Origin of the sequence: Streptomyces sp. NPDC051104 (assembly GCF_040682835.1) — a bacterium.
Lineage (GTDB): Bacteria > Actinomycetota > Actinomycetes > Streptomycetales > Streptomycetaceae > Streptomyces > Streptomyces cynarae.
Window position 1 is genome coordinate 111052 of record NZ_JBFBBS010000016.1, and the last position, 17601, is coordinate 128652.

Sequence of the window (17601 nt, forward strand, 5' to 3'; positions counted from 1 at the left end):
TCCTCGTGCGGCCTACACCTGTGAGGCATCCGGCGCCGGATGCCCGCCTTCCCGGCGCCCGGTCGCCCGCATCCCCCGCATGAGGAGCGTCGCACATGCCTGAGCCCGCCGAACATTTCGATCTCGTCACCATGGGCCGCATCGGGGTCGATCTCTACCCGCTGCAGACCGGTGTGCCGCTCCCCCAGGTCGAGACCTTCGGAAAGTTCCTCGGCGGCTCGGCGGCGAACGTCGCGGTGGCCGCGGCGCGTCTCGGCCGCGACACGGCGGTGATCACCCGGACCGGGAACGACCCCTTCGGCACCTATCTGCACCAGCAGCTGAAGGAGTTCGGCGTCGACGATCGGTTCGTCACGCCGGTGGACGCCTACCCGACCCCGATCACGTTCTGCGAGATCTTCCCGCCGGACGACTTCCCCCTGTACTTCTACCGCCGCCCCAAGGCCCCCGACCTGGAGATCCACACCGACGAGCTGGACTTCTTCGCCATCCGCTCGGCCCGGATCTTCTGGATCACCGGGACCGGCCTGAGCGAGGAGCCCAGCCGCTCGGCCACGCTCGCCGCCCTCAAGGCCCGTGACAAGGCGGGCACCACGGTGTTCGACCTGGACTGGCGCCCCATGTTCTGGCACGACCCCGACACCGCACGCCCGTACTACCGCGAAGCGCTGCGCCACGCCACCGTGGCCGTCGGCAACCTCGACGAGTGCGAGATCGCCACCGGCGTACGCGAACCGCGGGCCTGCGCCGAGGCGCTGCTGGAGGCCGGTGTGGAGCTCGCGGTCGTCAAGCAGGGCCCCAAGGGCGTGCTCGCCGTGCACCGCGACGGGACGACGGCAGAGGTGCCTCCCGTGCCGGTGGAGGTCGTCAACGGACTCGGCGCCGGGGACGCCTTCGGCGGCTCCCTGTGCCACGGACTGCTCGCCGGCTGGCCGCTGGAGAAGACCATGCGGTACGCCAACGCGGCCGGTGCGCTCGTCGCCTCCCGCCTCGCCTGCTCCTCCGCGATGCCGACCGAGTCGGAGGTCGCCGACCTCGTCGCCCGCGGCTGACCGCCGCCTCGAGGCCTCTCGCACGCGGCCCCACGGCCGCCACCCCTGAACGGAGCCCGTCTTGAGCATCAGCATCCCCGACCTCGCCACGGTACGCGCCCGGCACCCGGAGGCCATCGCCGAGGCCGCCGCCCGCCGTGTCCGCCGCCCGCTGATCGGCGACAGCGGCCGCCTCATGATCGTGGCCGCCGACCACCCGGCCCGTGGCGCCCTCGGCGTCGGCGATCACCACCTGGCCATGGCCAACCGCGCCGACCTGCTGGAGCGCCTGTGCATCGCGCTGTCCCGGCCCGGCGTGGACGGCGTGCTGGCCACCGCGGACATCCTCGAGGACCTGCTGCTCCTCGGCGTCCTCGACGACAAGGTCGTCATGGGCTCCATGAACCGCGGCGGTCTCGCGGGCGCGTCCTTCGAGATGGACGACCGCTTCACCGGACACCGCGCCGAAGACATCGAACGGCTCCGCTTCGACGCGGGCAAGCTGCTGCTGCGCATCGACTACGACGACCCGGGCTCCCTGAAGACCCTGGAGTCCACGGCAAGGGCCGTGGACGACATGGCGGCGCGCCGGCTGCCGCTGTTCATCGAACCGTTCATATCCCGCCGTGTCGACGGCCGCGTGCGCAACGACCTGACCGGCCAGGCCGTCACCCGGTCCATCGCCATCGCCTCCGGTCTCGGCGGCACCTCCGCCTACACCTGGCTGAAACTGCCCGTCACCGACGACATCGACGACATGGCCGAGGCGCTGGAGGCCTCCACGCTGCCCGCCGTGCTTCTCGGCGGCGAGGTCGGCAAGGACCAGGAGGGCGCCTACGAGAAGTGGCGCAAGGCGCTGCGCCTGCCCACCGTGCAGGGGATGGTCGTCGGCCGGTCCCTGCTGTACCCCGCGGAGGGCGGCGTGGAGGCCGCGGTGGACACCGCGGTCTCCCTGCTGTGACTCCGCCCCGAGCCCCCGCCCCGAACGCCACGACGCCATGAACATCCCGATGCCATGAACATCCCGACGCCATGAACGTCCCGAACGCCATTGAAGAAGGGCATCATGACCACCGCGCACCACCTCCCCGCGGGCAAGGCCGCAACCGGCGCCTACGCGGTCGGCGTCACCCCCGAGTCGGCCCGCTGGGGCTACTCCAGCCTGAAGGTGCTCGAACTGCCGTCCGGCGGCTGGCACTCCTTCGAAACCGGCGACAGCGAGTGGATCGTGCTCCCGCTGTCGGGCTCCTGCACCGTCGCCGTCGGCGGTGACACGTTTCGCCTGAACGGCCGCGAGAGCGTGTTCAGCGGTGTCAGCGACTTCGCGTACGTGCCGCGCGACGCCCAGGTCTCCCTCGCGTCCCGCGACGGCGGCCGCTTCGCGCTCACCGGCGCCCGCTGCGAGCGCCGGCTGCCCGCCCGCTACGCGCCCGCCTCCTCCGTCCCGGTCGAGCTGCGCGGCACCGGCAACTGCTCCCGCCAGGTCAACAACTTCGGGGCCGCCGGCGTGTTCGAGTGCGACAAGCTCATCGCCGTCGAGGTGATCACGCCGGGCGGCAACTGGTCGTCCTTCCCGCCGCACAAGCACGACGAGCACCGGCCCGGCGAGGAGTCGGAGCTGGAGGAGATCTACTACTTCGAGTTCGCGGCCCACGAGGGCACCCCCGGACTCGGCTACCAGCGGGTCTCCCCCTCCGGCCACGGCACCGGCACGGACGTGCTGGCGGAGGTGCGCGACGGTGACGTCGTGCTCATCCCGGACGGCTGGCACGGACCGTCCATGGCCGTGCCCGGCCACGACATGTACTACCTCAACGTCATGGCGGGCCCCGACCCCGACCGAGCCTGGCTGATCTGCGACCACCCCCACCACGCGTGGATCCGCGACACCTGGCCGGCCCAGCCGGTCGACTCCCGTCTCCCCCTCTACACGGCACCGGAGAAGCCCTGATGAGCAGCACTACCCGCCGTCTGACCGTCGCCCAGGCGCTGGTGCGGTTCCTGTCCGCGCAGTACACCGAGCGCGACGGCGTACGCCACCGCCTGATCGCCGGCACCTGGGGCATCTTCGGCCACGGCAACGTCGCCGGCATCGGCCAGGCGCTGCTCGAGGCCGGCGAGGGCACCATGCCCTTCCACCAGGGCCGCAACGAACAGGCCATGGTGCACGCCGCCGTCGGCTACGCCCGCCAGCGGGGCCGGCTCTCCGCACAGGCGGTCACCACCTCCATCGGCCCGGGCGCCACCAACCTGGTCACCGGCGCCGCGCTGGCCACGATCAACCGCCTGCCGGTGCTGCTGCTGCCCGGTGACTACTTCGCCACGCGCGCCGCCGACCCGCTGCTCCAGCAGTTGGAGCACCCGGTGGAGGCCGATGTGTCGGTCAACGACACGCTGCGCCCGGTCTCCCGCTACTTCGACCGGATCACCCGCCCGGAGATGCTGATCCCGTCCGCGCTGAACGCCATGCGCGTCCTCGCCGACCCGGCGGAGACCGGCGCGGTCACCCTGGCCATGCCGCAGGACGTGCAGGCGGAAGGCTTCGACTGGCCGGAGGAGTTCTTCGCCGAGCGCGTGTGGCACGTACGCCGTCCGGCCCCCGACCCGTTGGAGCTGACGGAGGCGGTGCGCGCGATCCGTGAAGCCGAGCGGCCGCTGATCGTGGCGGGCGGCGGCGTCCACCACAGCGAGGCCGAGGAAGCCCTCGAGGCGCTGGTCGACGCGACCGGCATCCCGGTGGCCTCCACCCAGGCCGGCAAGGGCTCACTGCGCCACGACCACCCCGCCGACCTGGGCGGGATCGGCCACACCGGCACGGCTGTCTGCGACGACATCGCCCGCACCGCCGATCTGGTCATCGGCGTCGGCACCCGCTACAGCGACTTCACCACCGCGTCGAACACCCTGTTCCAAAACCCCGGTGTGCGGTTCGTGAACCTCAACATCACGGCCTTCGACGCCCACAAGCTCTCGGCCCTCACCCTGGTCGCGGACGCCCGGGCGGGCCTCTCCGCACTCGCCGAGGGCCTGACCGGCCACCGGGTGAGCGAGGCGTACGCGGCCGAGTACCGGGCGGGCAAGGAGCGCTGGGAGCAGGTCGTCGAGGCCGCCTACCGCGCCGACGACGAGAACTCCGTGCCGACCCAGACCCAGGTCCTCGGTGCCCTGGACGCGGTCGTGGGCGACGACGACGTGGTGATCAACGCGGCCGGCTCGCTCCCCGGCGACCTGCACAAGCTGTGGCGGGCCCGCTCGCCGCGCCAGTACCACCTGGAGTACGGCTATTCCTGCATGGGCTACGAGATCCCGGCCGGCATCGGCGTCCAGCAGGCCGCGCCCGGTACACCGGTGTGGTCGCTGGTCGGCGACGGCACCTACCTGATGATGCCGACGGAGATCGTGACCGCGGTCCAGGAGGGCCTGCCGGTCAACCTGGTCCTGATCCAGAACCACGGCTACGCCTCCATCGGCGGCCTGTCGGAGGAGACCGGCGGCGAGCGGTTCGGCACCGCCTACCGCTACCGGGCCGCCGACGGCTCCTTCACCGGGGCCCCGCTCCCGGTGGACCTGGCCGCCAACGCCGCCAGCCTCGGCATGGACGTGCTGCGCGCCAAGACCGTACGGGAACTGCGCGACGCGCTGGCCGCGGCGCGCGCCTCCGACCGGCCGACCTGCGTGTACGTCGAGACCGATCCGACGCCCACCGCTCCGCCCGCCGAGGCCTGGTGGGACGTGCCCGTCGCCGAGGTCGCCACCCGCGAGGCCGCCGTGTCCGCCCGCGCGCGCTACGACCGGCACGCCGCCGACCGCCGACGCCACCTCTGACTCCCCCGCTGAACGAAAGGTCCCACACCGCGCCATGAAGACCATCACCCACTGGATCGGCGGCAAGCCCGTCGAGGGCACCTCGGGCCGCTTCGGCCCGGTCTACAACCCGGCCACCGGCGCCCAGGAGAAGCAGATCGCGTTCGCCACGGTCGACGAGGTCGACGCCGCGGTCGCCACCGCCAGGGCCGCGTTCGAGAGCTGGGGACGGAGTTCGCTCGCCAAGCGCACGGCGGTCCTCTTCAAGTTCCGCGAGCTGCTGGACGCGCATCGCGACGAGATCGCCGAGCTGATCACCGCGGAGCACGGCAAGGTCCACTCCGACGCGCTCGGCGAGGTCGCGCGCGGCCTGGAGATCGTGGAGCTGGCCTGCGGCATCTCCGAGAAGCTGAAGGGCGAGCTGTCCACCCAGGTCTCCACCCGGGTCGACGTCGCCTCGATCCGGCAGCCGCTCGGCGTGGTCGCCGGCATCACACCGTTCAACTTCCCGGCGATGGTCCCGATGTGGATGTTCCCGATCGCCATCGCGACCGGCAACACCTTCGTGCTCAAGCCGAGCGAGAAGGACCCGTCGGCCTCCTTCCGCCTCGCCGAGCTGCTCGCGGAGGCGGGCCTGCCGGACGGCGTGTTCAACATCGTCCAGGGCGACAAGGTGGCCGTCGACCGGCTTCTGGAGCACCCGGACGTCGCCGCGGTCTCGTTCGTCGGTTCCACCCCGATCGCCAAGTACATCCAGCTCAAGGCGGTCGAGCACGACAAGCGCGTGCAGGCCCTCGGCGGCGCCAAGAACCACATGCTGGTCCTGCCGGACGCGGACCTGGACTTCGCCGCCGACCAGGCGATCAACGCGGCGTACGGCTCGGCGGGCGAGCGTTGCATGGCCGTGTCCGTGGTCGTGGCGGTGGGCGACACCGGTGACGAGCTGGTGGCGAAGATCGCCGAGCGCGCGAAGAACCTCCGCATCGGCCCCGGAGACGACCCGGCCTCGGAGATGGGACCGCTGATCACGCGCGAGCACCGCGACAAGGTGGCGTCGTACGTGACGAGCGCTGCGGAACAGGGCGCGGAGGTCGTCGTGGACGGCACCGGGTACTCCGTGGAGGGCCACGAGAACGGCTTCTTCATCGGTGTCTCCCTGCTGGACAAGGTGCCGGTGACGGCTGACGCGTACAAGGACGAGATCTTCGGCCCCGTCCTGTGCGTGGTGCGCGCGGAGACGTACGACGACGCGATCAAGCTGATCAACAGCTCCCGCTGGGGCAACGGCACCGCGATCTTCACCCGGGACGGCGGGGCGGCCCGCCGCTTCCAGCTGGAGGTGCAGGCGGGCATGGTCGGCGTCAACGTGCCGATCCCGGTGCCCGTCGGCTACCACTCCTTCGGTGGCTGGAAGGACTCGCTCTTCGGCGACCTGCACATCTACGGCAACGACGGCGTCGCCTTCTACACCCAGGGCAAGGTGATCACCACGCGCTGGCCGGACCCGGCCGACGGCGGCATCAACCTCGGGTTCCCCAGCAACTCCTGATGAGAGCGGCGGCCGGTGCGGGAGCGGGCGTGTGGCCTCCCGCACCGGCCGCGCTCTCCCTCATTGTCAGGACAAAATGATGGCAAGTGTTCCGGTCAACCAGTCGGCGGCATATTCTCCCGCCGTGACCACTTCCGCACCCGGCGCCCTCGACTTCGCCCTGGACCGCAGCAGCCCGGTCCCGCTCTACTACCAGCTGGCGCAACAGCTGGAAGCGGCGATCGAGCACGGCGTGCTGGGCCCGGGCAGCCTGCTGGGCAACGAGATCGAGCTCGCCGGGCGGCTCGGCCTGTCCCGGCCCACGGTGCGCCAGGCCATCCAGTCGCTGGTCGACAAGGGCCTGCTGGTCCGCCGCCGGGGCGTGGGCACACAGGTGGTGCACAGCCAGGTGAAGCGCCCCCTGGAGCTGAGCAGTCTCTACGACGACCTGGAGTCCGCGGGACAGAAGCCGGCGACCCAGGTGCTGCGCAACGAGGTGGTGCGGGCGTCCGCCGAGGTCGCGGCCGCGCTGGGGATCGCCGAGGGCGGCGAGGTGCACCACCTGGAGCGCCTGCGCCTCGCCCACGGAGAGCCGATGGCGTTCCTGTCCAACTACGTGCCGGCGGGCCTGCTGGACCTCGACACCGAGCGGCTCCGGGCCACGGGCCTGTACCGGATGCTGCGGGGCGTCGGCATCACCCTGCACAGCGCCCGGCAGACCGTCGGCGCCCGCTGCGCCACCGCAGAGGAGGCCGAGCGGCTGGGGGAGCCGGAGGGCGCGGCCCTGCTGACCATGCAGCGCACGGCGTACGACGACACCGGCCGCGCCGTCGAGTACGGCACCCACATCTACCGCGCCTCGCGCTACTCCTTCGACTTCCAGCTGCTGGTGCGGCCCTGACCGGCCGGGTTCACGCCAGGTCCACCCAGGTGCGCCGCTCGGCCGAGCGGCGCATGGCGTCCAGGGCGGCGGCGCTGCGCACGGCGTCCTCGAGGGTCGGGCCGTGGGCGGTGCCCTCCGCGACGGAGCGCAGGAAGTGGTACGCCTCGATGACCTTGAGGTCGTCGTAGCCCATGCTGTTGGCCGAGCCGGGCTGGAAGGCGGCGTACTCGCCGTGGCCGGGGCCGACGTAGAGGGTGCTGACGGGTTGGTCCTGGAAGGCCGTACCGCGGCTGACGCCGAGCTCACCCATGCGGCGGAAGTCCCAGAAGACGGCGCCCTTGGTGCCGTGGACCTCGAAGCCGTAGTTGTTCTGTTCGCCGACCGAGACCCGGCTCGCCTCCAGGACGCCGCGGGCGCCGGAGGCGAAGCGCAGCAGGCAGTTGACGTAGTCCTCGTTCTCCACGGGGCCCGGCTCGCCGCCGGCCGCTCGGGCGTGGCCGGCGGTGGCGCCGGTGGGCCGGGCGCGTTCCGGGATGAAGACGGCGGTGTCGGCGGCCAGCGACTCGATCTCGCCGAGCAGGAAGCGGGCCAGGTCCACACCGTGCGAGGCGAGGTCGCCGAGGACTCCGCTGCCGCCGCGCTCCCGCTCGTACCGCCAGGTCAGGGCACCCTCGGGGTGGGCGGCGTAGTCGCTGAAGAGGCGGATGCGGACGTGGGTGACGGTGCCGATCCCACCGGAGGCGATCAGTTCGCGGGCGGTGGCGACGGCGGGCGCACCCCGGTAGTTGAAGCCGACCGTGCCCTGCACCCCGGCCTTGGCGACGGCGCCCGCGACCGCGCGGGCGTCCTCGGCGGTCAGGCCGACCGGCTTCTCGATCCAGATGTGTTTGCCCGCCTCGGCCATGGCGACGCCGATCTCGCGGTGCAGGAAGTTCGGGGCGGCGATGCTCACCGCCCGCACCCGTGGATCGGCGGCGATCTCACGCCAGTCCCGGACCGCGGCGGCGAAGCCGTACTGAGCGGCGGCCTCCTCCGCCCGGCCTGGAACTTCGTCGGCGACGGCGACCAGTTCGGGGCGCAGGGGCAGCTGCGGGAAGTGGTGCGGCAGGCGGACGTAGGCCTGGGTGTGCACCCGCCCCATCCAGCCGAATCCCACGACGGCGACGCCGAGCGTACTCACCATGACTGCCCCTCTTTGGACCGTTCCAGAACATGCGCCGCCCACACTGAAGGGCATACCCCCACTTGTCAATCCCTTTGACAAGCGCGTCAACCGTATGGAACGGTCCACGCATGAGACCGCCGACGATCCGCGATGTGGCCGAACGGGCCGGAGTGTCGAAGTCGCTGGTCTCCCTGGTGCTGCGCGGCTCCGACCAGGTGCGCCCGGAGAAGCGGCGGGCGGTGCTGGCCGCCGTCGAGGAGCTGGGGTACCGGCCCAACGCCGCCGCACGCAGCCTCAGCGAGCGCCGCACCCGCACGGTCGGCGTCCTGCTCAACGACATGCGCAACCCCTGGTTCGTGGAGCTGCTCGACGGCCTGAACTCCCGGCTGCACGACGCCGGTCTGCGCATGCTGCTGGCCGACGGCCACCTCAACCGGCGCCTCGGCGAGGATCTGACCCGCACCTTCACGGACCTGCGGGTCGACGGGCTGATCGCGGTCGGCACCCTGCCGCCCTCCGAGGCCCTGCGCCGGGCCGCCGCCCGGATCCCCACCGTCGTCGCCGGGGCCCGCGAGCCGGAACTGCCCGCCGTCGACATCGTCGCGAACGACGACGAGCAGGGCGCCCGCCTCGCCACCGAACACCTGATCGGTCTCGGCCACCGTCGCATCGCCCACATCGCCGGGCAGGGCGTGGTCGGCGCACTGCGCCGGAGCAGTTTCGAGACCGTGATGCGCGAGCACGGCCTCGAGGACTCGGCGATCGTGGAACAGGGCGACCTGACGGAGGAGGGCGGCCACCGGGCCGCGATCCGCCTGCTCAGCGCCCGCCAACGCCCCACGGCCGTCTTCGCCTTCAACGACATCGCCTGCGTGGGCGCCCTCTCGGCGGCGGAGGAGCTGGGGCTGCGGGTGCCGCGCGACCTGTCCCTCGTCGGCTACGACAACACCTACCTGTCGCGCTTGCGGCACCTGTGGCTCACCACGGTGGACAACGGCAGCCACGACGTGGGCCGCCGCGCCGCCGCGCGCCTCCTGGACCGCATCGCCGACCCGGCCCGCCCGGAGGAACTGGTCCTGACGACACCGGCGCTCAAGGTGAGGGGGACGACGAGCGGGCCATCGGCCTGACACATGGCTTGCGGCACCGCGGCGGCCGGTCAGCGTCGGGCAGCGCGCGGCAGCGTCAGTTCGAACCAGACGGTCTTTCCGGCGCTCGTCCGGCTGGTCCCCCATTCGCGGGCCAGCGTGCTCACCACGCGCAGGCCGCGGCCGGACTCGTCACCGGGGCCCGCGCTGAGCAGCGTGGGCAGGGTGTGGTCGTCGTCGTCCACCTCGCACAGCAGGGTGTCGCCGCGCACGAGCCGCAGTTCGACCGGGCGGCTGTGGGAGTGCCGTACGGCGTTGGTGACCAGTTCGCTGACCATCAACTCGGCGTTGTACGCGAGCGTGTCGAGCCCCCAGTCGTGGAGCTGTTCACGGACCACCGCGCGGGCCCGGCCCACCTCGACGGGGTCCAGGGCGAACCGCCACACGGCGACGTCCTCGGGTTCGATGCCCGCCAGCCGGGCCATGAGCAGCGCCACGTCGTCCTTGCGGCCGCCGCACGTGTTGAGGGCGCGGATGATCGTGTCGCAGGCGTCGTCCATGGAGGCCGCCGGGTGCGCGGCGGACTCGCACAGCGTGGCGAGCCCGACACCGATGTCCTCGCCGCGCACCTCGACCAGTCCGTCGGTGCACATCACCAGCCGGTCGCCGGGCGACACCGGCACCCGTACCGACTCGAACGGCACCCCGCCGACGCCGATCGGCGCGCCCGTGGGCAGGTCGAGCAGTTCACTGCGCCCGTCCTCCGCGCGGACGATCACCGGTGGGATGTGGCCGGCGTTGGCGAGGTGCAGTTCGCTCGCGATCGGGTCGTAGACGGCGTAGAGGCAGGTCGCGAGGTAGGTGTCGCCGAGCCGCTGGGCGAGGTCGTCGAGATTGCGCAGCAGCTGGGCGGGCGGCAGGTCGAGCGCGGCCATGGTCTGTACGGCCGTACGCAACTGGCCCATCATGGCTGCGGAGTTGAGTCCGTGCCCCATGACGTCGCCGACGACGAGGGCGGTGCGGGCGCCGGGCAGTTTCACGGAGTCGAACCAGTCGCCGCCGACGCGTCCGAGCAGGGTGCCCGGGAGGTAGCGGGTGGCGATGTCGCAGCCCGTCATGCGCGGTGGGATGTGCGGCAGCATGCTGTCCTGGAGGGTGTCCGCGACGTTCTCCTGGTACGTGTACATACGCGCGTTGTCCAGCACGAGGGCCGCGCGGGCGGCGAGTTCGGCACCCGTGACACGGTCCATGTCGTTGAACTCGGGACGCTCCGGATGGCGCATCAGCGCCATGAACCCGAGGACCACCTGGCGCGCCTTCAGCGGCACGATCAGCATGGAGCGGTGGGTGATGAGGGGCCGGATGTCACGCTTGTCGAACTGGGAGGCGATGGCGTGCCCCATCTCCTCGCTGATGCGCGGGATGACGACGGGCTGCCCGGTGGTCATGCACTGGAAGAAGGGCGTCTCCGCCGGGAACGGCATGGCCTCGCCGACCGGCACGACGTCTTCCCAGCGGCCCGGCTCGTCGGTGTGTTCGAGGGCGACCCGGTGCCACATGGTGGTGGTGTCGGGCACGCCGTCGGGGAACCCCTCGCCGGCGACGACCTGTTCGCGCAGATACGTGCAGGCCACGTCCGTGAAGCGGGGCACCACGGCCTTGCTGACCTCGACGATGGTCTGCGCCAGGTCGAGGGAGGTGCCGATCTCGCCGCTGACCTCGTTGAGGAACTCCAGCCGCTCGCGCACCGCGGCGTACTCGAGGTCCTCGCCCTCGTCCTGAACGTCCTGCGGCACCGGCTGCCCGGCTGCCACGGCGCGCGCCGCCCGCTCCCGGCGTGCCCTGCGCTCCGCGCGCCGGGGCACGCCCCAGTCGGGGGTGACGGGCACCCGGTCGTTCTGGCTGAACTCCAGGATCGGATAGCCCAGTTCGAGGACCTGCGAGACGATGCGGGCGCTCTCGCCCACGCTCATGCTGGGCAGGATCTCCGGCAGCCTGCGGGCGAGTTCCTCCGCGCCGGGGAAGTCGGTGTGCAGGGCGAAACCGGGCGCGATGCGCTCGACCGCCGTGCCGTCGTCCTGGTGATGCAGCGCGCCCGCGTCTGCGGCCAGCACCAGCAGCCGCTCCGGGCCCGGACCCACCAGAGGGTACGCCCACCACAGCACGTCCACGCGCTCGGTGTCGGGCACGGAGAGCCGGGCGCGCCCCGCGGCCGGGTACGACAGCCGCCCGTCGAGCGAGGACTCCAGGCCGGGGCCGAGTCCGTCGTACGCCGCGTACGCCCCGTAGGGTCCGGTGTCCTCACCTTCGGGCAGGGCGCCGGAGACGGGCAGCAGATCGACGGCGGGCCGGCCGAGCGCGTCCTGCCTGGGGATGCCGAACAACCTTCGCGCACCCCGGCTCCAGTGCGAGACCAGCCCCTCGCGGTCCACCACGACCACGGCCAGCGGGATACGGCCGGCCGCGGCGTACTCCGCCGCGCCGTGCCTGGCCGAGGCGCCCGTCTCGGTGCCATGGTCCATGGCCCAGGCCCTTTCTCCCCGCTTGCAAGATCTGTGCAGCCACCAACACGGTAGGGCCCCGACTGGTTGGGATGTGCAGCATTACGCGAATTGGTCCCATGGGGGCGCAGAGGCGCGCCCCGAAGGGGCGCGGGGCGGTGACATTCTGCGATTCCGCCGTGTGGGCGCGACCAGCCACGAACAGCCCGCAGCCGACAGACCTTGAGCCCCCACCCCCTCAGTCCTCATGCCCCAGCTGCAAGTCACGCTCAGTCCTGCCGCCCCCGGCGACCTGCAACACCGTGGCCACCGGCGGGTACCCCGCCGCGATCACCGTGTACTCCCCTGACGACAGATCGACGAATCGATAGGTCCCGTCGGCCCCGGTGGTCAGCGTGTCGACGACGTTGCCCGCGGCGTCCAGCAGCGTCACCCGCGCGTCCTCGACCGGCCGTCCGTCCCCCGCACGGACCGTGCCCCGCAGCACCGCGCCGCCCGCGAGTTCGACGTCCTGCCGGGTCTCGCGCGAGGCCTGCACGCTGACGGGGAGCGCGGCCGGGCGGAAAGCGGGGGCGCTGGCGGCGAGGGTGTACTCACCGGCCACCAGCTCGGTGATGACGTAGCTTCCCTCGCGCCCGCTGCGGGTGGTCGCGACCACCTCTCCGTGCACGTTGGTGAGCGTGACGGCGGCGTCGCGCACCGGGGTGCCGTCGGCCGTGACCACGCTGCCCGCGAGCCGTCCCGCGCCGCCGAGCACGACGTCCAGTTCGACCGGGCGCTCCCCGACGGTCACCGAGACGGCCTGCGGCTGGTGGCCGCCGGCCGCGGCGATGAGGACGTAGGACCCGGAGCCGGGCGTGGACAGCGCGTACCGCCCGTCCTCACCGCTCGCGCCCCGCCCGATCTGCACGCCCGCGACGTCGATGAGGGTGAGCGCCGCGCGGGGGACGACGGTGCCGTCGGGGTGCTGGACCGTGCCGCAGACGGGCACGCCGGCGGCGTACGGCGCGCGCGCCTGCGGGACCTGGGCGGAGGGCGGGCAGTCGGCTGGGGCGTTGTGGGACACCAGTGGTTTCTCCTTGAGGAAGAAGGCGATGAGCAGGCCGAGGACGATCACCGGGACGAGGTAGAGAAAGATCCGCGGCATGGCCTCGGCGTACGCCTCGATGTACGCGTTCCGCAGCGTCGGCGGCAGTGCGTGGACGAGTTGCGGCGTGATGGACTCGGGGTCGGGCAGACGGGCGCCCGCGCTCGCCGGGAGGCGTTCGCGCAGGGCGTCCGAGAGCCGGTGGGCGAACAGGGTCCCGAAGACGGCGGCGCCGACGCTGCCGCCGATCTGCCGGAAGTAGTTGTTGGCGCTGGTCGCGGTGCCGAGGTCGGCCGGGCGGACCGAGTTCTGCACGGCGAGGATCAGCACCGGCATCACCAAGCCGATACCCGCGCCGAGGACGGCCATCCAGACGCTGTACTCCAGCCGGGGCGTGTCCACGTCGAGCCGGGACAGCAGCCACATGCCGATCGCGGCGAGGACGCTGCCGAGGAGCGGGAAGGCCTTGTAGCGGCCGGTGCGGCTGATGAGCTGTCCGCTGATGATCGAGGCGCCGACGATTCCGGCCATCATCGGCAGCATCAGCAGCCCGGACTCGGTGGCGCTCGCCCCGTCGACCATCTGCAGGAAGGTGGGCAGGTAGCTGGCGGCGCCGAACAGGGCGACGCCGATGACGAGACCCACGAGGGCGGTGACGTTGAAGACGGGGTCCCTCAGCAGCCGCAGCGGGATGAGGGGTTCGACGGCGAACCGCTCGACCACCAGGAAGAGGACGCATCCGAGGGCGGCGCCCGCGCCGAGGCCCAGGATGACCCGCGAGTCCCAGGCGTACTCGGTGCCGCCCCAACTGGTCAGCAGCACCAGGCAGGTCGACGTCGCGGCCAGCAGCAGGGTGCCGAGCACGTCGAGCCGGGCCTTGACTGCGGGCCTCGGCAGTTTCAGCACCGCCGTGACGACGGCGAAGGTGACCAGGCCGAAGGGCACGTTGACGTAGAAGCACCAGCGCCAGGAGAGGTGGTCGGTGAAGTAGCCGCCCAGCAGGGGCCCGGCGACGGAGGCGAGACCGAAGGCGGCGCCGATGATGCCCATGTAGCGGCCGCGTTCGCGCGGCGGGACGATGTCCGCGATGATCGCCTGCACACCGATCATGAGGCCGCCGGCGCCGATGCCCTGGATCGCGCGGAAGGCGATCAGCTGGTCCATGGTCGACGCCCGGCCGGCGAGCGCGGAGCCGACGACGAACACGCCGATCGCGAACTGGAAGACGCCCTTGCGGCCGAAGAGGTCACCGCACTTGCCGTAGACCGGCAGGCCGACGGTGGAGGTCAGCAGGTAGGCGGTGATCGCCCAGGACATCCGGTCCAGGCCGTGCAGTTCGCCGACGACCTTGGGGAGCGCGGTGGCCACGATCATCTGGTCGAGGGCGGCGAGCAGCAGCGCGAGCATGAGCCCGACGAACACCAGCCGGATCCGGCGGGGGCCGAGCGCCACGGGCGGTTCGGGCGGCTCGACGCCGGCCGGCTCCCGGTGCGCGTCCGGGATCACGGACAGCACGGCCCGCTCGTCGTCCACGTCCACCGCAGTCGTCCCGCCCACGTACCGCTCCCCTCGTCGCGTCTGCGCCGCACATTTCTCGCATTGCGCGACAACAGGGATCAAGCGCGACGAGCCACCCGTGAGACGGGCCGCGGAAGGTATGCGCCGGTCGGAGCGCTACGGCGCACCACCGCGCCCCGCGGAAAACCACTCGAAACGGTGAGCGCGAGAATCAGCCCGTCGGCTGACGGCGTGCGCTCCGGGGAGCGGGACACCGGTCCCGAGCCCCCCGGAGCGCACAGGGAGTCATGGCGGCGCGAACGGACTCCCGCCGCTCGCGCCCGACGCCGTACGCCCCGTCACTTCTCCACGTCGGCGGCGAGCTTCGCGAGGATCGCGTCGTAGATCCGGGCGAGGCCCTTGGGCGCGAAGGTCTTCTCGAAGAAGCCGCCGATGCCGCCGGCGCCCTTCCAGGTGGTGGTCACGACGACCCGGGACCTGCCCTCACCGGCCGGGGTGACCCGCCAGGTGGTGACCATGGAGGAGTTGCGGTCCTTCTCGACGAGTTCGCCGTCGGTGGGCTCGCTGACCTCCAGCAGGCAGTCACGGACGCGCTTGCTGGTGGCCTGGAGCTTCCAGTGCACGACGGTGCCCTCGCCGTCGCCGCCCTCGCGCACCTCGTACTCGCTGAACTGCTCGGGCAGCAGCCGCGCGCGGGTGCCGCTGTAGTCGGCGAGCGCGTCGAACACCGTCTCCGCGTCCGCCGCGATGGTCCGCTCCGTGGTGGCCTCGACCTGCGCCATGACCCTCCTCTTCCTGTACGTGTGATGGGGTGTGCGCCATCCCATCACACCCGGGGCGTGGCCCCGGACCGCACCCGTGCCGTCGACTGCCGCTCATCCTCTGCGGACACCGACAGGCGCTCCTCGAAGAACGCGAGCGCGCGCAGGTGGTAAGCGCGCGCCGCCCAGCCCAGGCTGATGTTGTGGCCCGCCGCAGGCTGGCGTTCGACGCGGACCACGGGTGCCGCGGCGAGGCGCGCGGTGAGGTCGGCGAGGTCCCGTTCCCCGTGCAGCCACCACGCCTCGTGCTCGGCGAAGGTCAGCCTCACGGGGATCCGGACGCGCGGCGCCAGGTCCTCGAACAGCGCGGGCCAGTGGGCGACTTCGGCGGTCTCGCGGACCGGCATGGGAGCGATGAGCGAGCCGATCGAGCGGAACGTCCCCGGCGGATACAGCCACAGCGGACCCCAGTTGCGCCCCCGGTGCGCGCCGCGCCCGATCTCGAGCAGCTCGGCGGGCTCGACGCCGTAGCGGTGGCCGCAGCCGGAGACGTCCAGTGCGAGCAGGCCGTCGGCGCGCGCGGCCGTCACGAGGGCGAGTTTGCCGCCGTAGGAGTGCGCCAGCAGGAAGAAGCCCGCTCCGGTGGCATACCGCGCCGCGAACGCCTCCAGGGCAGCCTGGAGCACCTCGGCCTGCTCGGCGAGGGTCTGCCCGTCGGGCAGCCGGCCGGCGGACAGCCCGTAGCCGGGCCGGTCCACCGCGAGCACCGTGAAGCCGAGGCGCGCGCCGAGGCTGAGGAGGGACAGGTCGGGGTGGGCCTTCCCGTCGAAGTAGCCCGCCGTCATGCCGCCGCCGTGCAGGGCGACCACGGTGGCGCGCGGCTCGCCGTCCGGGACCTCGGCGAGCAGGCAGGACAGGGTGACGCCCGCGGCTTCCAGGGTGAGGTGACGTACGCCCGTGGAGAGGCTCCCCGGCGGTCTCGGCTGCTGCATCCCTCTGTTATGACGCAGACGGAGCCACGGGGGTGAGGGGCGCGCCGACGTCCTGCGCGCGGCGCGCGACTGCCTGCCCCGGAAAGCCGCAGGTCGGGGTCGACCTTCGCCTAATTCGAATCTGCGACCGAATCCACATCGCGATCAAGGGAACGTGTGTTCTATTCTGTGGCCCAGTGCTACCGAGGAGGCGCCCATGCGCTGGGATCATCTGGCCGAGAACCCCGCCGCGGCCCGGGGCGCCGCGCTGTTCGACGCGGACGCGGTGACCACCCGCACCTTCGACACCCCGGAGTTCCGCGGCATCACCTTCCACGAGGTGCGGGCGCGTTCGATCGTGAACCGGGTGCCGGGCGCCTCCCGCATGCCCTTCGAGTGGACGGTCAACCCGTACAGAGGCTGCTCACACGCGTGTGTGTACTGCTTCGCCCGCAAGACGCACAGCTACCTCGACCTCGACACGGGGCTCGGCTTCGACACCCAGATCGTGGTGAAGGTCAACGCACCCGAACTGCTGCGCACCCACCTCGGCTCCCCCCGCTGGCACGGCGAGCACATCGCGATGGGCACCAACGTCGACTGCTACCAGCGGGCCGAGGGCCGCTACCGGTTGATGCCCGGCATCATCGCGGCGCTGCGCGACCACGCGAACCCCTTCTCGATCCTCACCAAGGGCACCCTGATCCTGCGCGACCTCGACCTGCTGAAACAGGCCGCCGAGGTCACCGACGTCGGCATCTCCGTCTCCGTCGGCTTCACCGACCAGGAACTGTGGCGCACCGTCGAGCCGGGCACCCCCGCCCCGGAGCGCCGGCTGGACGTCGTGCGCACGCTCGGCGAGCACGGCATCGGCTGCGGTGTCCTGATGGCCCCCGTGATCCCCTATCTGAGCGACGACCCGGCCCAACTCCGTGCCACCGTACGGGCGATCGCCGCCTCCGGGGCGACCTCGGTGACCCCGCTGGTGCTGCATCTGCGCCCGGGCGCGCGCGAATGGTTCATGGCTTGGCTGGAGCGCCGGCATCCGTACCTCGTACGCCGTTACGAACGGCTGTACGCGGACGGCGCCTACGCCCCGAAGTGGTACCAGCGCCGGATCACCGGCCAGGTGCACGAACTGGCCCAGGAGTACGGCATCGGCCCGACGCGCCCCGGGATGCCGCGCAGGATCCGCCGGCCCGAGCCCGAACCGGTTGCGGCGGAGCCGACGGCGACCGGGCCGACGCAGCTCTCGCTCCTGTGA

13 protein-coding genes are annotated in these 17601 nt (G+C 72.1%); 8 read left to right on the forward strand and 5 right to left on the reverse strand.

Translation table 11 applies throughout. The annotated features are described in order from the left end of the window. Nucleotides 1–95: 95 nt before the first annotated feature. The 6 genes from iolC (at nt 96) to AB0N14_RS22705 (ending at nt 7264) form a co-directional block, all read left to right on the forward strand. Nucleotides 96–1052, forward strand: a complete 957-nt coding sequence (iolC, locus tag AB0N14_RS22680) for a 5-dehydro-2-deoxygluconokinase (RefSeq protein ID WP_366027514.1) — start codon at nt 96–98, stop codon at nt 1050–1052. Between the two features lie 61 nt (nt 1053–1113). Then, nucleotides 1114–1992: a deoxyribose-phosphate aldolase gene (locus AB0N14_RS22685; RefSeq protein ID WP_366027515.1), complete on the forward strand. Its 879-nt coding sequence runs from the start codon at nt 1114–1116 to the stop codon at nt 1990–1992. Nucleotides 1993–2097: 105 nt separating this feature from the next. Beyond that, a complete protein-coding gene (gene iolB / locus AB0N14_RS22690) occupies nt 2098–2982 on the forward strand; it encodes a 5-deoxy-glucuronate isomerase (protein ID WP_366027516.1) in 885 nt (294 codons plus the stop codon). Then, entirely contained in the window at nt 2982–4856 is a 1875-nt protein-coding gene (iolD, locus tag AB0N14_RS22695; RefSeq protein WP_366027517.1) for a 3D-(3,5/4)-trihydroxycyclohexane-1,2-dione acylhydrolase (decyclizing), read from the forward strand. Before iolB ends, iolD begins: the two co-directional genes overlap by 1 nt. Nucleotides 4857–4890: 34 nt before the next feature. Continuing rightward, nucleotides 4891–6384: a CoA-acylating methylmalonate-semialdehyde dehydrogenase gene (locus tag AB0N14_RS22700; protein WP_366027518.1), complete on the forward strand. Its 1494-nt coding sequence runs from the start codon at nt 4891–4893 to the stop codon at nt 6382–6384. A 124-nt stretch (nt 6385–6508) separates the two neighbouring features. After that, nucleotides 6509–7264 (forward strand): GntR family transcriptional regulator, encoded by a 756-nt coding sequence (locus AB0N14_RS22705; RefSeq protein ID WP_366027519.1) that lies wholly within the window; start codon nt 6509–6511, stop codon nt 7262–7264. A 10-nt stretch (nt 7265–7274) separates the two neighbouring features. On the opposite strand, the gene AB0N14_RS22710 is transcribed toward AB0N14_RS22705, so the two are convergent. Then, on the reverse strand, nt 7275–8429 hold the full coding sequence (locus AB0N14_RS22710; RefSeq protein ID WP_366027520.1) for a Gfo/Idh/MocA family oxidoreductase: 1155 nt from the start codon (nt 8427–8429) through the stop codon (nt 7275–7277). A gap of 110 nt (nt 8430–8539) precedes the next feature. On the opposite strand from AB0N14_RS22710, the gene AB0N14_RS22715 reads away from it, so the two are divergent. Beyond that, nucleotides 8540–9541, forward strand: a complete 1002-nt coding sequence (locus tag AB0N14_RS22715; protein ID WP_366027521.1) for a LacI family DNA-binding transcriptional regulator — start codon at nt 8540–8542, stop codon at nt 9539–9541. 29 nt (nt 9542–9570) lie between these two features. Here the strand turns inward: AB0N14_RS22715 and AB0N14_RS22720 are convergent, their stop codons facing one another. The 4 genes from AB0N14_RS22720 to AB0N14_RS22735 form a co-directional block, all read right to left on the reverse strand. Next, nucleotides 9571–12021 (reverse strand): SpoIIE family protein phosphatase, encoded by a 2451-nt coding sequence (locus AB0N14_RS22720; RefSeq protein WP_366027522.1) that lies wholly within the window; start codon nt 12019–12021, stop codon nt 9571–9573. A 217-nt stretch (nt 12022–12238) separates the two neighbouring features. Then, nucleotides 12239–14590 (reverse strand): MFS transporter, encoded by a 2352-nt coding sequence (locus AB0N14_RS22725; RefSeq protein WP_366027543.1) that lies wholly within the window; start codon nt 14588–14590, stop codon nt 12239–12241. Nucleotides 14591–14943: 353 nt separating this feature from the next. After that, nucleotides 14944–15387 (reverse strand): SRPBCC family protein, encoded by a 444-nt coding sequence (locus AB0N14_RS22730; RefSeq protein WP_366027523.1) that lies wholly within the window; start codon nt 15385–15387, stop codon nt 14944–14946. 44 nt (nt 15388–15431) lie between these two features. Beyond that, nucleotides 15432–16358 carry an alpha/beta fold hydrolase gene (locus AB0N14_RS22735; protein WP_366027524.1) on the reverse strand — a complete coding sequence of 309 codons (927 nt, stop codon included), beginning with the start codon at nt 16356–16358 and terminating at the stop codon, nt 15432–15434. A gap of 196 nt (nt 16359–16554) precedes the next feature. On the opposite strand from AB0N14_RS22735, the gene AB0N14_RS22740 reads away from it, so the two are divergent. Then, a complete protein-coding gene (locus tag AB0N14_RS22740; protein ID WP_366027525.1) occupies nt 16555–17601 on the forward strand; it encodes an Rv2578c family radical SAM protein in 1047 nt (348 codons plus the stop codon).